This window comes from Mycoplasmopsis alligatoris A21JP2 (assembly GCF_000178375.1).
GTDB lineage: Bacteria > Bacillota_I > Bacilli_A > Mycoplasmatales > Metamycoplasmataceae > Mycoplasmopsis > Mycoplasmopsis alligatoris.
Genome location: NZ_ADNC01000016.1, coordinates 1 through 16,664, shown reverse-complemented (window position 1 = coordinate 16,664; position 16,664 = coordinate 1). Strand labels below are relative to the sequence as shown.

At 26.1% G+C, this 16,664-nt stretch carries 13 protein-coding genes, 2 tRNA genes, 1 other RNA gene and 1 pseudogene; 9 read left to right on the top strand and 8 right to left on the bottom strand.

Translation table 4 applies throughout. The annotated features are described in order from the left end of the window. The 5 genes from MALL_RS01990 to MALL_RS01970 form a co-directional block, all read right to left on the bottom strand. Positions 1–620: uracil-DNA glycosylase (locus MALL_RS01990; protein WP_005683528.1), on the bottom strand; the 620-nt coding region annotated here is incomplete at its 3' end. Continuing rightward, the gene (gene pheS, locus MALL_RS01985; protein WP_005683525.1) at positions 610–1,560 is read right to left on the bottom strand and encodes a phenylalanine--tRNA ligase subunit alpha; all 951 of its coding nucleotides are present in this window, start codon (positions 1,558–1,560) and stop codon (positions 610–612) included. The genes MALL_RS01990 and pheS, both read right to left, overlap by 11 nt. After that, complete coding sequence (locus MALL_RS01980) at positions 1,553–2,782, bottom strand: replication-associated recombination protein A (protein WP_005683518.1); 1,230 nt, start codon at positions 2,780–2,782, stop codon at positions 1,553–1,555. Before MALL_RS01980 ends, pheS begins: the two co-directional genes overlap by 8 nt. Before the next feature lie 84 nt (positions 2,783–2,866). Next, positions 2,867–2,940 (bottom strand) — tRNA-Thr (locus MALL_RS01975). A 1-nt stretch (position 2,941) separates the two neighbouring features. Continuing rightward, positions 2,942–3,032, bottom strand: a tRNA-Ser gene (locus MALL_RS01970). Between the two features lie 55 nt (positions 3,033–3,087). Here MALL_RS01970 and MALL_RS01965 point away from each other — a divergent pair. Next, positions 3,088–3,357, top strand: coding sequence for a hypothetical protein (locus MALL_RS01965; RefSeq protein WP_040545542.1), 270 nt, complete (start codon positions 3,088–3,090; stop codon positions 3,355–3,357). A 750-nt stretch (positions 3,358–4,107) separates the two neighbouring features. Here MALL_RS01965 and pgsA read toward each other — a convergent pair. From pgsA to rnpB, 3 genes are all read right to left on the bottom strand, one after another. Next, positions 4,108–4,770 carry a CDP-diacylglycerol--glycerol-3-phosphate 3-phosphatidyltransferase gene (pgsA, locus tag MALL_RS01955; RefSeq protein ID WP_040545540.1) on the bottom strand — a complete coding sequence of 221 codons (663 nt, stop codon included), beginning with the start codon at positions 4,768–4,770 and terminating at the stop codon, positions 4,108–4,110. Further along, positions 4,733–5,266, bottom strand: a complete 534-nt coding sequence (locus tag MALL_RS01950) for an MHJ_0274 family protein (RefSeq protein WP_005683534.1) — start codon at positions 5,264–5,266, stop codon at positions 4,733–4,735. Before MALL_RS01950 ends, pgsA begins: the two co-directional genes overlap by 38 nt. Before the next feature lie 184 nt (positions 5,267–5,450). Then, an RNA gene (rnpB, locus tag MALL_RS04335) (RNase P RNA component class B) lies at positions 5,451–5,717 on the bottom strand. 88 nt (positions 5,718–5,805) lie between these two features. Here rnpB and MALL_RS01945 point away from each other — a divergent pair. From MALL_RS01945 to MALL_RS04670, 8 genes and pseudogenes are all read left to right on the top strand, one after another. Continuing rightward, entirely contained in the window at positions 5,806–6,306 is a 501-nt protein-coding gene (locus MALL_RS01945) for an MAG0490 family ComEA-like DNA-binding protein (RefSeq protein WP_005683530.1), read from the top strand. A gap of 170 nt (positions 6,307–6,476) precedes the next feature. After that, on the top strand, positions 6,477–7,604 hold the full coding sequence (locus MALL_RS01940; RefSeq protein ID WP_005683526.1) for an MAG0480 family ComEC-like protein: 1,128 nt from the start codon (positions 6,477–6,479) through the stop codon (positions 7,602–7,604). 7 nt (positions 7,605–7,611) lie between these two features. Next, on the top strand, positions 7,612–8,544 hold the full coding sequence (holA, locus tag MALL_RS01935) for a DNA polymerase III subunit delta (protein ID WP_005683523.1): 933 nt from the start codon (positions 7,612–7,614) through the stop codon (positions 8,542–8,544). Beyond that, on the top strand, positions 8,498–9,874 hold the full coding sequence (locus MALL_RS01930) for a hypothetical protein (protein ID WP_005683521.1): 1,377 nt from the start codon (positions 8,498–8,500) through the stop codon (positions 9,872–9,874). Before holA ends, MALL_RS01930 begins: the two co-directional genes overlap by 47 nt. A 303-nt stretch (positions 9,875–10,177) precedes the next feature. Then, positions 10,178–10,675 (top strand): 50S ribosomal protein L10, encoded by a 498-nt coding sequence (rplJ, locus tag MALL_RS01925; protein WP_005683531.1) that lies wholly within the window; start codon positions 10,178–10,180, stop codon positions 10,673–10,675. Positions 10,676–10,696: 21 nt separating this feature from the next. Continuing rightward, complete coding sequence (gene rplL / locus MALL_RS01920) at positions 10,697–11,065, top strand: 50S ribosomal protein L7/L12 (protein WP_005683535.1); 369 nt, start codon at positions 10,697–10,699, stop codon at positions 11,063–11,065. A 320-nt stretch (positions 11,066–11,385) separates the two neighbouring features. Then, entirely contained in the window at positions 11,386–14,994 is a 3,609-nt protein-coding gene (rpoB, locus tag MALL_RS01915; RefSeq protein WP_005683520.1) for a DNA-directed RNA polymerase subunit beta, read from the top strand. Beyond that, positions 14,945–16,664: pseudogene (locus MALL_RS04670) on the top strand (DNA-directed RNA polymerase subunit beta'); the annotation flags it as partial. The gene rpoB and the pseudogene MALL_RS04670, both read left to right, overlap by 50 nt.

Sequence of the window (16,664 nt, the reverse complement as noted above, 5' to 3'; positions counted from 1 at the left end):
TTTAAAATTTTATTTATTTTTTTAAAGAATTGTCCATCTTTAAATGACTTGTGATATCCAAGAGGGCTTGGATGTGATAGAAAAACAATATTTTTTGGTTGTACTTCTAGTTTATTTACAACCGCTTTAGAAGCATTACCTAATATTCCAAAAACAACATAAGGATTTTTTTTAATAACATTTTCTAAAACAATTTTAGTAAATGTTTCTCAACCAATATTAGCATGCGAATTAGCTTCGCCTTCATTTACTGTTAAAACTGTATTTAAAAGTAAGACTCCTTGTTTTGCTCAAGAAACTAAACTATTTGTTTCTAATTGTACTTCAGGATAGTCTTTTTTAAGTTCTTTAAACATGTTTTTTAAACTACTTGGTGTTTTTTGTGAATTCGTACTAAATGCTAAACCATCAGCTACATCTTTACCAGGATATGGATCTTGTCCAAGAATAACAACTTTTACGTTATTGTCTTGCACGTAGTCAAATGCTTTAAACATATCAGGACTTGCAGGCATAATATATTTGCCTTCATTTTCAAACTTTTCTAGATGCATTAATAACTTTTGAAAATATGGTTTTTTTCCTTCGACTTGTAATAAATCTAATCAGCTATATTTCATTATTAAATTGCTCCAAAACTCTTAAGTCGTTTTTATATAAATCTCTAATATCTTCTATTCCGTATTTAATCATTGTTAGTCTTTCTATTCCAACACCTCCAGCTAATCCGTTCATATCGTTGTTGTAACCAGCTAATTCAAGAACATTTGGGTGAATCATTCCAGCACCTAAAATTTCGATTCAACGGTTTTTGTAGAAAATATCGACTTCAACACTAGGTTCAGTAAAAGGAAAATAAGAAGGTCTTAGTCTGATTTCTAGTTCTAATTCAAAAACATAACTAAGCATCGACTTTAATGTTCAAATTAAGTTAGAAAAAGAAACTTTTCCTACTGATATAAAGTCAATTTGGGTAAATTGGTGAGAATGTGTTGCATCATCTTCATCGTTACGATAAACTTTTCCAATAGTAAAAGTAGAAAATTCTTTATTAACATTTTTTTCTAATTCTACAGCACTAGCTCCTGTGTTGTGTGTTCGTAAAAGCGTTGTAGGATTTAAATAAAGTGAATCATGCATTGCTCTAGCAGGGTGATTTGAAGGCATATTTAGTCTTTCAAAATTATATAAATCAGAACAAATTTCACCGGCTTCTTGTTCATAATATCCATTATTTAAAAATCAATCTCTTAAACGATTTTCAATTAAGGTAATAGGATGAAGTGAACCAGGTTTTTCAACAGGAGTATTTACATCAACGTATTGTGAAGAAATTTTTTGAGCTATTGCTTCATTTTGTAATCTAAGTTCAACTTTTTTAAATTCTTGTTCATAAAATTCAAGTAGTTGGCTAATTTGAATTCCGACTTCTTTTTTTTGTTCTTTAGGACAAGTTTTTAAAGTTTCTTTTAGTTTAATAAGTTTTTCATCTTTAGAATAAGCTAAATTTTTAGCTACTTTAAGTTCTTCTAAGTTTTTAATTTCATTGAATTTAATCATGTTTTTCTCCTTTGTAAAAGTTTTTTAGACTTGTTCAATAATTTTTTAATTTCTTTTCATTTTCAGTACTTCCAAAAATAAAATATTCTTGATTTTTTAATTGTTTTGGTAAATATTCTTGTTCAATTCAATTAAATTCATAGTCATGAGGATATTTGTAATTAAGTCCATCACCTAGTTTTGTTGCAGATGCATAATGCGCATCTTTTAGGTGTTTAGGAACTTCATATATTTTACCTTTTTCTATGTCATTTTGTACACGACTTATTGCTTGATATGCACTATTACTTTTAGGACTTAGAGCTAAATCAATAATAATAAAACCAAGAGCTAAGTTTGCTTCTGGAAAACCTAGACGTTCCACTGAATTAATAGCTGCTTCTAGTCGTAATGTAATGTTAGGATTAGCTAAGCCTATATCTTCATAAGCCACACAATTGATCCGACGAATTAATCCTTGATAGTCGCCAGTTTTTAAAATTAAAAACCCATAATAAAGAGCTGCATTTACATCGCTACCACGTAGTGATTTATGAAAAGCCGATAAATTATTATAATGAGCAGAAGAATTTGAATCGCTATAAAAACTTATATTAGGTATTATTTTTTTTAAGTCATCTTTGTTGACTTCTTTTTGATCTTTACACAACAAGCCAAGCATTTGTAAGTTGTTAATACAACTTCTAAAATCTCCTGCACCATAGGTAGATAATTCAAAAAGTGTTTCTTTAGAAATGTTTAGTTTAGGAAAGTGTTTTTCCTTAATAAGTAATAATCCTTGTGCGATTTCTTCTTCAGAAAGTTTATTAAAGGAAACAATTTGCATTCGACTTCGTAAAGCTGGATTAACTCGAAAATATGGATTTTCTGTTGTTGTTGCATAAATTATTATTTTGTCAAATTCTAAATAGGAAAGTAAAATATCTTGTTTATCTTTATTTAAGCGATGAATTTCATCAATTATAATAATTTCAGAATTTGCTAATTTTTCAACTAAATCACTTTTATTGTCTATTGATGCATTAAAAAAAGAAGTTTTTAGCTTCATTTGATTTGCTAGTGCAAAAGCTGCTGATGTTTTACCAATACCACTTTCACCAAAAAAAATAAAGCTCATTTTAACTTTGTTTAATGCAATTTTTTGTAATAACTCAACAACATGTTTTTGCCCAACAATATCACTAAGTTTTTTTGGTCTTAATTCATTAGCTAAATTTTTCATAATTTATATTAAATTATACTTAATAATCGCCTAAGCATTTGGCTAATTTAATTTTTTGCAAATGTAATAAAAAAAACACCATTATGGTGCCACTTACGAGAATCGAACTCGTGTTTCTTGATTACGAGTCAAGTGCTTTACCACTAAGCTAAAGTGGCATGGCGGTCAATAAGAGATTTGAACTCTTGCGGGACTTTCATCCCCTGCCGCTTTTCGAGAGCGGTCCCTTCAGCCACTTGGGTAATTGACCTAGATAATTATAAAATTAATTTTTCTTTATTTATATACTTTGTTAAAATTATTTCATGGAAAACAAGCAATCAAATAATCAAAATGATCATGATCAAAAACAAACTTGAACAACTAATATAGAAATTATTCAAGCCACAGATTTTGAAAAGAAAAAAGAAAGAGTCGAAGAAATTATTAAAGAAAATAATTTCAATAGCAAATCATTACACGATCATCATATCAAAAAATCTTCTGTTATATTGGCTATAACCGGACTTTTGATTATCTTAATTTTAGTTTTGGGTGCTTTAGTTTACCGTTTTATAATTTATCCATATTCTTAGAAAATATAGGCGAAAATTAAACTTACAATAATAGAAATTAAAATATGAAATAGAATATTTAAAGCATATTTATAGTAGTTTCTATTTTTTATAGTTTTATTTAAAATTGAGTAAAAATAGCTTGTGCTTACCATGAAAATATTAGTACTAAAATATGAATGATTAGTTGAAATTATTAATATTACAAGTGTAAAAATACTAATGATTATTCCAGAAATTACTGGTTTTATTAAATTGAATTTGGTTACAAAAAGATATTGAATAATACAAATAAATACTACTAAAATCATAGTGTATAAGACTAATAAGTAAAATTCTTTTTTGTTAAATTTTGTTTTTGAATGAACTTTTTCACTATCTTTTATTTTAAAATATTTGATAATTAATTTATATGTTAATGCAGCACAAATAAAAGCCAAAACATGACTTGTAATTATAAATAAAAGTGATTTTAATATCATAAAATTTTGTTCAACTTTTATGTAGTTTATAAAAGTAATTATGAAATTAATAGGATTAATTATAGGCATTTTTAATAGTGAAAAATTGTTAAATGAATTAAGAATTATTCAAGCTATTAAAAATGAAATTAAAGTAAAAAATGAATAAAAAAATGCATATGTATATTTAAATTTATTTAGCTTACCTATAGCTAAATATGTAGAAAATAATCCGCCTAAAACTAGAATGTATAAACCTAATAATTCACTTAAAAAAACTGGCAAATTAAACCAGGTATTTAAATCGTTTCTAACCACGTTGTTTAATTACCAATAATGCATTTTTAATATAAGGTATAGCTGCTATTATATTAAAAGCTCCAGCTATTAAAATAGGTAAATTAATTACATAAGTGAATCAATAAGCATTAACTGTTGAATAAAACGATGAATAACTTGCATTATATGGAGCATAAACTGTAAAAACTATTAATGTAATTACAAGTCCAATTGATAAAAGCATTGTTTTAATTTTGCCAAAAATATTAGCTGCTATATCAACTGAGTGTTTTGATAATACACTTCTACATCCATCAACGACTAAATCTCTAAGCACGAAAAGTAAGACCAATCAAACTGGAATCATGTTTCAAGCTGCTAAAAATATTAAAGCTGTTGTTGTAATGAATTTGTCAGCAATTGGGTCTCATAATTTACCAAATGATGTAACTATATTTCTTTTTCTAGCTATATAACCGTCAAAAAAGTCAGTTATCATTGCAGCAACAAAAACTAAAATAGCTAAAGGCATTACAATTCTTATTCCATAAATATAAGCATCATTATTTTCGAAACGATACATCCATAAAATTGTTACTATCGTACATAAAATTATAAAAGGTAATACTAAAATTAATCTTAGTAGAGTTAAACGATTAGGAAGATTTAGAGTTCTTCAAAAGTTGTTTTTCATATTTTTCCTCTATTTCAAAACTTAATTCATTTTGTGCTTGATTAAAGAATTCTTGATCTAAGTCTGTTTTTAATTGCTCAAAATAACTTAATTCATTTTTATTGTTTTTTAATCAATTATTACTTTTTGTGTCCATTAAATTAACATAGTTTTGCACAAAAGTAGCATATTCAGGATTTTTTATTAAAAACATTTTAAAGTCTTTTTCTTTTATTTGTTCACTTAGTATATCTCTAGTTGTATCTGTTAGTTCTGACATTTTGTATTTTCCAATACTTACTTGGAATTCACTAAGTAATTTTTGATTTTTTTCTATTATTACATTTGTTTTTATTATTGCTTTTTTATAAAAGTTTTTGGCTTCTAATTCAAATTCAGCCTTCTCTTTTTTTATTTTTTTATTTTTTATTGAATCTTTGATGGCTGCATAAGCAAAAAAGATAACTAAAGCAGCTATAATAACACCAAAAATAATTCACATTACCATTCCGTCCATGATGATTCCTTTCAAATTATTACTATTAAAAATATATTTAAATTATAAATTAATTTTTTTTAAAGCTTCTTATAAAAAATAAGTTGCTATTTAGTTTATTAGTGTTTATTTAAATGGCAATCATTTCTACAACTAATTTTATTTATTTTAGTAAAAATAAAAAAAACAGGTTGCCCTGTTTTGCATCTATAAGCCGCTTTCTGTACTTTAAAAAAGTGTTAACAATTTATCTAATCTTACGATTTTGAATTAAACTTCAGTTAGTTTTATTCAATTCCCCTACCAAAATTTGGGTTTCTAGCTCATGGAGTTTACCGCGTTTCACTATTCTCGTCTCTGTGGCACTAGTCGTCTAAGCTCAAATTTATTAGATTTGACATGATCACTATTACCATCGCAGGTAATGCTAGAGCGGACTTTCCTCTATTTAAAATAGCTGTTAACCAATGCTTATAAAATATACCACTTTATCTAAAAAAGGAAAAAAACTATTTTTGTATTTTTTTAGTAAATTAGTTAATTAAAAATAATTTAATAATATGAAAAAATATTTTAAATATTTTCTATTTATTTGTTTTATAGCAACCAGTGCTATTATCTTTTATTTTTCTTTTTTTGACTATAAAATAGCCAAAAATGATGTTATACATGAAGAAAAACAAATTTTTACATACATAACTAAAGGAGCGTTTAAACATAATGGTAAACATTTAAGTACAAGAAAACTTACATACCGAGAATTGTTTTTTATTCAAGGATTGTTACCAGAATCCAATATTGATTCATATGAATTAGATGATTTTGCACCTTTTAAAAGTGAAATATTTGTTCCTTATAAAAGCGCAAATATAGCTTGATCAAAAATTAAAGAAATTAATGACTTAGCAACAAGAGGAATTGAAAACAGATACGCAAAGATACTAATTGATTTTAAAAATAAAACAACTTTAAGGAGAATTTCATGACATGATTTAAGTGAAGTAAGTGGAATTGGAATAAAAACTATTGAAAAATTAAAAAAATTCTTGATTTTAGATTAGCAAGTATTTTACTGTTTACTGAAGCAATTATTTTAGTAAAAATATTACATTTTGAACGAAACGATTTTTTAATAGTTTTACTGTTTGTTATCAATTTATTATTTTTGTGTAAACCAAAATATTTTTTTATCTCAGTCGTTTTAATACTTTTATTTATCTGCAACTATTTAATGATTAAATATTTTATGAATATTTTTTTAAAAGATATAAATGGAATTTATAAAGTTTATAATATTGAATACGACTATATCATAATAAAAAACGATTATTTTAAATTTGTTTTTAAAGATCAAAATTACAATTTAAAAATAAATGATGAAGTTAAAATAGAAGGATGAGTTACTAATAATTCATGAAACGATAATAATTATTTTAATTTAAGTAAAAAAATTAATGGTTCAATAAAAATAAAAAATATAACTATAATTAACTCGTTTTTGTCACTTAAACAAACAATTTTAGATTTTACAGAACAACAAAATGATTATTTTAAAAAATATTTTTTGCTGTTAACTTTTGGATATTATCAGCAAAACAATGATGAAATTTTTAATCTAACTAAAAATATTGGAATAATGCACATTATAATTATTAGTGGGTTTCATTTTTCACTTATTTATAGGCTAATAAGTAAAATTATAAAGTTTTTTAATATTAAACATTATCAATTAGTTGCAATTTGTATAATTAGCATTTATTTTTTATTTGTTAATAAATCAGCATCGAGTTTAAGAGCATATTTGGCTATTATTTATTTGTATTTTTTAGATAAATACGCTCAAAGAAAATTTAAATTAATCATCTCATTCCATCTAGCGATTTTACTATTATTTTTAAATCCATATTATGCTTATTTAAAAGGTTTTTGGTATACATTTTTAATTACTTTTTTTATTGATTTATTTAACTATAAATTTAAATTTTTAAAAAATAAATTACTTAAATATTTTTTCTTATCAATATTAATAAATATTATTTCTTTAATGCTTAATACTTATTTTTTAAATACGATTAATTTACTTTCGATTGTCAATATTTTTATAATTACTCCTGTTGTTGAATTTATCATTATAAACAGTTTGTTATTTTGATTTATAAGTCCTTATCTGGCAATAATTTATTATTTTTTAGAAACATTACTAAATATTTTAAGTTATGTTATTTGACAAGTAAATTTTAATAACCAATTCAATTATTTTTTAATTCCTTGTATTCTTTTTTGTCTTTATTGGTTAATTTACCACATTAACTTTTATAAATTAAAGAAAATAAATTTCAAAATAAAAAAGCCATTATAATTAATATATGATTTTCATAAGCGGTAAAGAACAATATTTTATAAATAGTGAAATAAATAAGGTTAAAAAAATGTTTGAAGCACAAAATATCTTTAAATATGAGGATAATTTTGATTTAAATTTAGCAACATTAGAAATGTCATCTATTTCCATTTTTTCTGAGAAAAAATTATTTATTTTTCCGAATTTTTATTTGTTTATGAAAAAAGATAAGGATATAAATTTTAATGAAAAAAAATTTATTTCTTATTTAACAAACGATAGTTTTAATGAATATATTTTTACTTTTTCAGAAGAAAAAATCATTAATAATCCTTTTACAAATTTAGTCCTAAAAAACTCCTTACATAAAGAGGCATTAAGTTTTACTCCAAGCGATTATCCTAAAGTTATTAAAAAAATAGTTACTGAGAACAAAGGCGAAATTTCTATTTTAGATGCACTTTATCTTGCACAAAAATTACCTAATAATTTAGAGTTAATTATTTGTGAAATCAAGAAATTATTATCACAAAGTTTGAATATAACAAAAGAAATTATTGACTTGAGTGTAGGCGATTATGGATTAGATGACCAATATTCATTCATAAATTCTATTGCTACTAGAAATTTTTCTTTAATTTATAAAAAATATACAGAAAGAAAACGAAGTGGTGACACAATTTTGTCGTTAATTGGACAATTAAGTTCGTTTGTTTGTTTAACACATAGAATAGTTATGTTTAAAAAAGCAAAACTTTCTGCTAATGAAATAATTGAGACTTTAAAATTAAATAAAATTAGATATAGAAAAGCCGAAGAATTTTTGGTCCAATATGGACAAAGTAAAGTATTAAAAATTATAAAAGATCTAGAAAAATTAGATTTAGATATAAAAAGAACAGGAGTAAATGATGAACAAGCATTCGAAACTTTTCTCATTAGAGAATTTGCTAAGTAAATTAAAGATTACTAAAAAATCACCATTTAACAATCACCAGATTAAAGAAACAACAATTTTTATAAATTCAGAAGTTTTAAATAGCGAGGATACTGAAATAATTGAAAAATATTTTGATTCAATTATTAGGAATATCCCAGTTATAAAAAATAATAAAACTATTGTTGTATTTCCTGATTTATTTAATTGTTTAAACTTTTCTATAGGTATAAAAGACAAAATATTTGAAACAAAAAATAAAATTTTAAAACTTATAAGAAAACTAGCTAAAAATTTACAAGAAAACAAAATTAAAGTTTTTCATGAAATAAATTTAAGTTATTTATTGTCTTATTCGAAAATAATTAATCAATACTCTAATTTAGAAGCTTCAAATAATCATTATGTTGCTTCAGAAAATAATGATAAAAATAATAAATTAGATATGTCAAAATTTTTAAAAACAAAAAACGTTAAAATAAGTGACTCAAAAAATGGGCAAAATGTTTTTAAAGAAAATGTCAAAAAAATCACAACTTTTTACCTAGAATTTTTATTTGCTGCTGGTTTTATTTTTAAAGAGTTGGTTTATTTTATTGATGGAACTAAAGATAAAAAAACAAAAGAAAATCTTAAAGAAGTTGAATATTATTTAAAAGATATTCGAAAGAACGATCTTTGCATAGGGATTTTGTTAGATGATAATTTGAAAAAAAATATTTATGCAGACATTAAAAATTCAAATATTTTTGAACATTATTGAGTAAAAATAGATCAAAACAAAAATTCAAATACTCAGCTAAAAATGATTGATAAAATTTCCAAATATGGCTATCATTCAGTCTTAAACTACTCTATTAATAATTTAAATTTTGAATCATTTAACTCTTCACCATTTAATTTTATTGATGTTTATACATGCATGTCTGAATATATTTCTCTAGCTAATTTATCAATTGTTTTAACATGACCACTGTTTGTTAATGATTATTCCAAAAATGATATTTTAAAACTTACTTCACTCTATGGTTATTCTTTTAAACCAGAACAAGTAGTTATTCCTACAGAAAAAATATTTATTCAACATTATAATAAATGACATAAACAATTTAGTGAATTAAAACTAAAAATAAGTCAAGAATCCTGATATAAAAGAAAAATTAGTGATTTATTTAGCTTTAATTCTTTAAGAAAATTTAACTTAACAGTTGAAGAAGAAAAATTCGAATTAGTTTTTAATTTATCTAAATATAATAAAAAAATAAATTATTCAAAAAACAATATTATTTATTCTAATCAAGATTTAATTCCAAACCAAATAAGTTCAATGCAATATTTTATAAAAAAATAATTTAAAGTAATACCTATATTAATGAATCAGCTTTACTTCATTAGACAAAAGAAATTTTATTTTTTCGTTTGTTTCTTGAAGTAAAGTGCTTCATTTTTTATCATTGATTTTTTATTTAATTAATTACAAAATAAATAATAGAAATATTCTTTAAAAAAATAATTAAATTTATAAATTTATACTATATAATAGCAAAGCAATACATTAAGACAGTAACGGCGATGCTTAAATATGTTACCGAGTGTATGTTTATATTCTAAAAATGTGTTGCAAAATAATTTATAAATATGAAAGGGGGGCTTGATGTCAGAATCAAACTTAAAAATTGCTAAAAGACAAGTAGTTAATGAAATTAAAGAAAAAATTAGTTCATCTCAAGCTATTGCTTTTGCTGAGTACCGTGGATTAACAGTTGAAGAATTATCAGCTTTAAGAAGAGAAGCTAAAAAATTAAACGTTGAAATTAAAGTTTACAAAAACCGTTTATTTAAAATAGCTGCTTCAAATCAAGGTTTTGGTGAATTATCAGAACACTTAATAGGTCCAAACATTTTTGCTTTTTCAAACGGTGATGATATGTCTGCTGCTAAATTATTAGTAAAATTTGCAAAAGATACAAAAATCATGGTTGTTAAAGCCGGAACATACGAAGGCAAAGTTATTGATGCTAAAGGTGTTGCAACAGTTGCTGCTTTACCAACATATGAAGAAGCACTTGCAATTCTTGGACGTTCACTTATGTCTCCACTACAACAATTATCTCTTTCACTTAAATTAGTTAGTGAAGGAAAAAACGAATAATATCGCGAAAGGAAATTAATTATGGCTAAATTAACAAAAGAAACATTTATCGAATCATTAAAAGAAATGTCAATCAAAGAAGTTATGGAACTTGTTGATGCAATGAAAGAAGAATTTGGAATCGACCCAACAGCAGCTATGGCTGTTGCAGCAGCTCCAGCAGGAGAAGCTGATGAAGCTAAATCAGAAGTTACTGTAACATTAAAATCTGCTACAAACAAAGTTGCAGTTATTAAAGTAGTTAAAGAATTATTAGGAATCGGATTAATGGATGCTAAGAAAATTGTTGATGCTTGTCCAGCAGCAATTAAAGAAAACATTAAACCTGAAGAAGCTGAAGCTATTAAAGCACAACTTGTTGAAGCTGGTGCTGAAGTATCAATCGACTAATAAAATGTCACTTTAAAAAAGAGGAAAATAACCCTCTTTTTTTATTTTCTTTTTATGCATAAAAAATATTTCTCTAAAATAAATAAAAAAATAAATTTTAAAAACAAAAAAATTAATTTTTATTATTTGCCTTTTAACCTATAAATAAGGTTTTTTGGTAAAAAGTAAAACGAGAAATAATGATGTAAAAAAAATATTTTTTTTATTTATAAAAACTAAAAAATATGCTATTAAAAAATAAATATTTTAGTAATATATAAATGCTAAATTAATACACATCTAAAAAATGGAGTATTATTTTATATTTTAAGGGGAGTTATATGGCAGAGTTAAATTACAAATTACATAAATTTGGTCCTAAAACATACAGACGTGATTATTCAGTAACAAAATATTCATTACCTGTTTTTGATATTTTAGCAACCAATAAAGAAAGCTATGACAAGTTTTTAAGTGAAGGAATTGAAGAAGCTTTAATGGAACACTATCCAATCGAAGCATCGAATAAACAAGTTAAACTTGATTACATTAAAAAGTCATTAAGAATTGAATTGCCTTACAAAAAAGGTCCATCAGAAGGTGAAGAAATTAGAAAATGTAAAGCTAAAGGAATGAACTTTAGTGCAAGAATTTATGCAAAATTACAAAGAGAAATTACTGAAACTGGAGAAATTAAAAGTGATGAAGTTTTATTAGGTGAAGTACCTATGATCACAAGTGGTGGAAGCTTTATTATTAACGGTTCTGAAAAAGTTATTGTTAGTCAGTTAATTCGTTCACCAGGTGCTTATTTTGGTCGTGGTGTTAGAAATAAACAATCAGATGATCTTTTTAACAAGGTAGAAGTTTTACCAAGATTAGGTTCATGATTAGAAATTTCACATAAAATAACTACTTCAAATACCGATGTAGTAAAAATTAAAATTGATAAAAACAAAAGTGTTAACTTAAGTACTTTTTTAGGTGCTTTAGGTTTAAACGTAAAAACTATTTACAAATTATTTGGAAATAGTAAAGAATTAGTAGAAACAATTAACAAAGATAAATTTGTTAATCAAGAAAATTTAACAGACATAGAAATTACCGATGCTTGTCAAGAAGAACTTTTTAGAGGTTTAAGAAGAGGAGATCGTGTTTCTGAAGAAGCTAAAAAAACTCTATTACCTGGAATTTTATTTGATAGAAAAAGATACAACCTTTCTGTAACAGGTCGTTACATGTTAAATAAAAAATTATCATTAATCGATAGAATTACAAATACATACTTAGCTGAGCAATTAAAATCAAAAGCTGGTGATGTTTTATTTGAAAAAGATATTTTTATTGACTATAAAGTTGCTTTAGAAATCCAAAAAGCCTTTGATGAAGGTCTTATTGCAACAGTTTATATTGATAATTTAAGAGGTGAACAAGTTTACTATAAATTAGTTGAACAAAATAAATCTTTATCAAAAAGATGCAAAATTGCAACTGTTAAAGTTTATCCAAACCGTAAATGAATGGAAAATAATCCAAAAAATCCAGTTTTAGTAATTGCTAATGACCCTAAGTCAGTTGAACAACATTTATTAATTTCAGATATTGTAGCAATTGTTGGTTACTACTTTAACTTAATTGATGGCGTAGGACAAGATGATGATCCAGATTCAATGACAAACAAACGTATTGTTTCAGTTGGAGAATTATTACAAAATCAATTAAATGTTGCTCTAGCTAAATTAGAAAAAACTACCCGTGAAAGAATGGGGGCTAAAGAAACAGATAAAGTTACTTCAAAAAATGTTACAAATAATAAATTGTTAACAAATCAAATGAAAACATTCTTTAACTCTTCAAAACTTGCCCAATTTATGGACCAAATTAACCCACTTGCTGAAGTTTCAAATAAAAGACGTGTTACATCTCTAGGGCCTGGTGGTCTTAATAGAGATACAGCTCAATTTGAAGTTCGGGATGTGCATTCAACTCACTATGGAAGAATTTGTCCAATTGAAACTCCTGAAGGACCTAACATCGGTCTGATTCTTAACTATGCAACATATGCAAAAGTAAATGAATTAGGATTTTTACAAACACCTTATTTTAAAGTTAATGAAGGTGTTATTGACTATGAAGATTTAAGATATTTAACAGCTGCAGAAGAAACTGGTTTAGCTTTTGCTCAATCTTCAGTTAGAGTTGATCAAGATAATAAAATTATTGATGAATCATTAACAATTAGAAAAGACTATAACTATATTATAGGAAAACCTACTGAAATAGACTTTATAGAAGTTTCATCAAAACAAATGGTTTCAGTAGCTGCTGCAGCTATTCCATTTTTAGAAAACGATGATGCCAACCGTGCACTTATGGGGGCAAACATGCAACGTCAATCAGTACCTCTTTTAGAAGCTGAAGCTCCTTTAGTTGCTACTGGAATTGAAAAAGATATTGCTTTATATTCAGCTTATAACTTTAGAGCAAAAAATGATGGTGAAGTTACATATGTCGACTCATACAAAATTCACATTAAAACTAATGATAAAGGTACAAAAGATAAATACTATCTAAAAAACTTTGAGCGTTCAAACCAAGGAACAATCATTAGCCAAAAAGCAATTGTTAAAGTTGGTGATCAAGTTAAAAAAGGTGATTTATTAGTAGATGGTTCTTCATTTAAAGATGGAGAATTAGCACTTGGAAAAAATGTTTTAGTTGCATTTAGTACTTACAATGGTTATAACTATGAAGATGCTGTTATATTAAATGAACGTTTAGTTAAAGATGATGTATATACATCAGTTCATATTGAAGAACAAACTGTTTTATTTAGATCTTCAAAAGCTGGTGATGATAGATTAACAGCAGATATTCCTAATACATCAAAATTCTCATTAAGAAATCTTGATGAAATGGGTATTGTAAGAGTTGGTAGTGAAGTAGTTCCTGGTGATATTTTAGTTGGTAGAGTTTCTCCAAAAGGTGAAGAAAATCCTTCTCAAGAAGAAAAATTATTAATGGCTGTTTTACAACAAAGACCTTTAAATGACAAAGATACATCACTTAGAGTTAAAAACGGACACAATGGAACTGTTATTGGAATTGAAATTTTATCACGTCAAACTGGTGATATTTTAGAAGATGGAATTGACAAAATAGTAAAAGTTTCAATTGCACAAAAACGTAAAATTAAAGTCGGTGATAAAATGGCTGGACGTCATGGTAACAAAGGGGTTATTTCTATTGTTTTACCTGAAGAAGATATGCCATATTTAGAAGATGGAACACCTGTTGACATTATGCTTAATCCTCAAGGTGTGCCTTCACGTATGAACATTGGACAAATTTTAGAACTACACTTAGGAATTGCTGCTAAAAAATTAAATACTAAATTTGTTACTCCTTCATTTGATGGAGTTAAAAAGACTGATATTGAAGACGTTTTAGAAGAAGCTGGACTAGATAAAAGCGGTAAAGCTTACTTAATTGACCCTATTACAGGAAAAAAATTCGATAATCCAGTTTCAGTAGGTATTATGTATATGCTTAAACTTAGCCATATGGTTGATGATAAAATGCATGCTCGTAGTGTTGGGCCATATTCACTTATTACTCAACAACCATTGGGAGGAAAATCTCAAAATGGTGGACAAAGATTTGGAGAGATGGAAACATGAGCCATTGAATCTTATGGAGCAACAAATGTTCTACAAGAAATTTTAACTTATAAATCTGATGATATTACAGGTCGTAATTCATTATATTCAGCATTAGCCACAGGAAAAGAATTACCAAAACCTGGAACTCCTGAATCATTTAACGTTTTAAGTTATGAACTTAGAGGATTAGGAATTAAATTAGAAACTCAAGAATCTGATATTCTTGAAAATGATGACGATGAATTCGTACAATACTTTGACAGTGAAGGAGGAAGCAATGAAGAATAATAACTTTGAAAAAACACACATTGACAAAATAATTCTTTCACTAGCTACAAATGAAGATGTTTTATCATGATCTAATGGTGAAGTTACTAAGCCAGAAACTATTAACTATAAATCATATAAACCCGAAAGAGAAGGATTATTTGATGAATTAATTTTTGGACCTACAACTGATTATAAATGTCCTATTTGTACTACTAAATACAAAAGAAGTGACGAAAATCAAATTTGTTCAAAAACACCATCTTGTGTTAAATATCAACCAAAAATTCTTCCTAAAATTTCTAGAAGAAGTAGAATGGGTCATATTCATTTACAAAATCCTGTTGTGCACTTTTGATTCTTTAAAATAGATCACTCAATCATTTCAAAATTACTAGGACTTAGAGTTGCAAATTCAAATGCAACTGTAACAAAGGCTGATTTGGAACAAGTTATCTATTACAAATCACATGTTATTTTAGATAATGGTAACTTAACATCATTAAACAAAAATCAAATTATTAGTGTTAATGATGCTGCTGTTATTTATGAAAGAGCTTTAAATGAATTAATGACATTGTATCCAAAAGATAGTGATGAATACATGGATCTTAAAGAAGGATATGATACTTTAATAGAATTTGCTGCTTCAAAAACTGGAAAAGACTTTGGAGTTGACTTTTATGACTTTAATGAATTAATTCATGAATATTCAACTGCTAAAATTGGTACTGGTTCTAAAGCTATTGAATATTTATTAACAAATATCGACTTAGAACAAGAAGCCAAAATGTTCAAGCTGAAATTGATTTAATTAATAAAAATGCTGAAAACCTAACTGGTGCTAAAAGTCAAGATAGAGCAAAACTATACAAACGTTTAACAGTTATTAACTCGTTTATTAAATCAGGCCAAAAACCAACAAGTATGTTAATTTATGATCTACCAATTATTCCAGCTGATCTACGTCCATTAGTGCAATTAGATGGAGGAAGACACTCAACTTCTGATATTAATGAACTTTATCGTCGTATCATTATAAGAAACAACCGTTTAGCAAGATGAAATGAATCAGATGCGCCAATGCTTATTAAACAAAATGAGTACCGTATGATTCAAGAAGCAGTTGATGCTCTTATTGATAATGCTAGAAAAAAACCAAGTCCTGTTGTTTCAAAAGACAGTAGACCTTTAAAATCTATTTCAGATGCACTTACTGGTAAAAAAGGACGTTTCCGTCAAAACTTACTTGGAAAACGTGTTGATTATTCAGGACGTAGTGTTATTGTTGTTGGACCAAGTCTAAAAATGCACCAAGTTGGTATTCCACGTGATATGGCTGCTAAATTATTTGAACCATGAATCGTTAAAGAAATTATTAAATCTGACGATCAAATTAATTCAATTAAAGCAGCTAAGAAAAAGGTTGAATCGCTTGACCCTATGATTTGACCATATGTAGAAAGAGCTATTGAAGGTAGACCAGTTTTACTTAACCGTGCTCCTACATTACACCGTTTATCTATTCAAGCTTTTGAACCTGTTTTAATCAGAGGAAAAGCAATTAAGCTACATCCATTAGTAACAACAGCATTTAACGCTGACTTTGATGGAGATCAAATGGCTGTGCATGTACCAATTTCTGATCAAGCTGTTCGTGAAGCAAAAGAATTAATGTTAGCTTCTAAGAA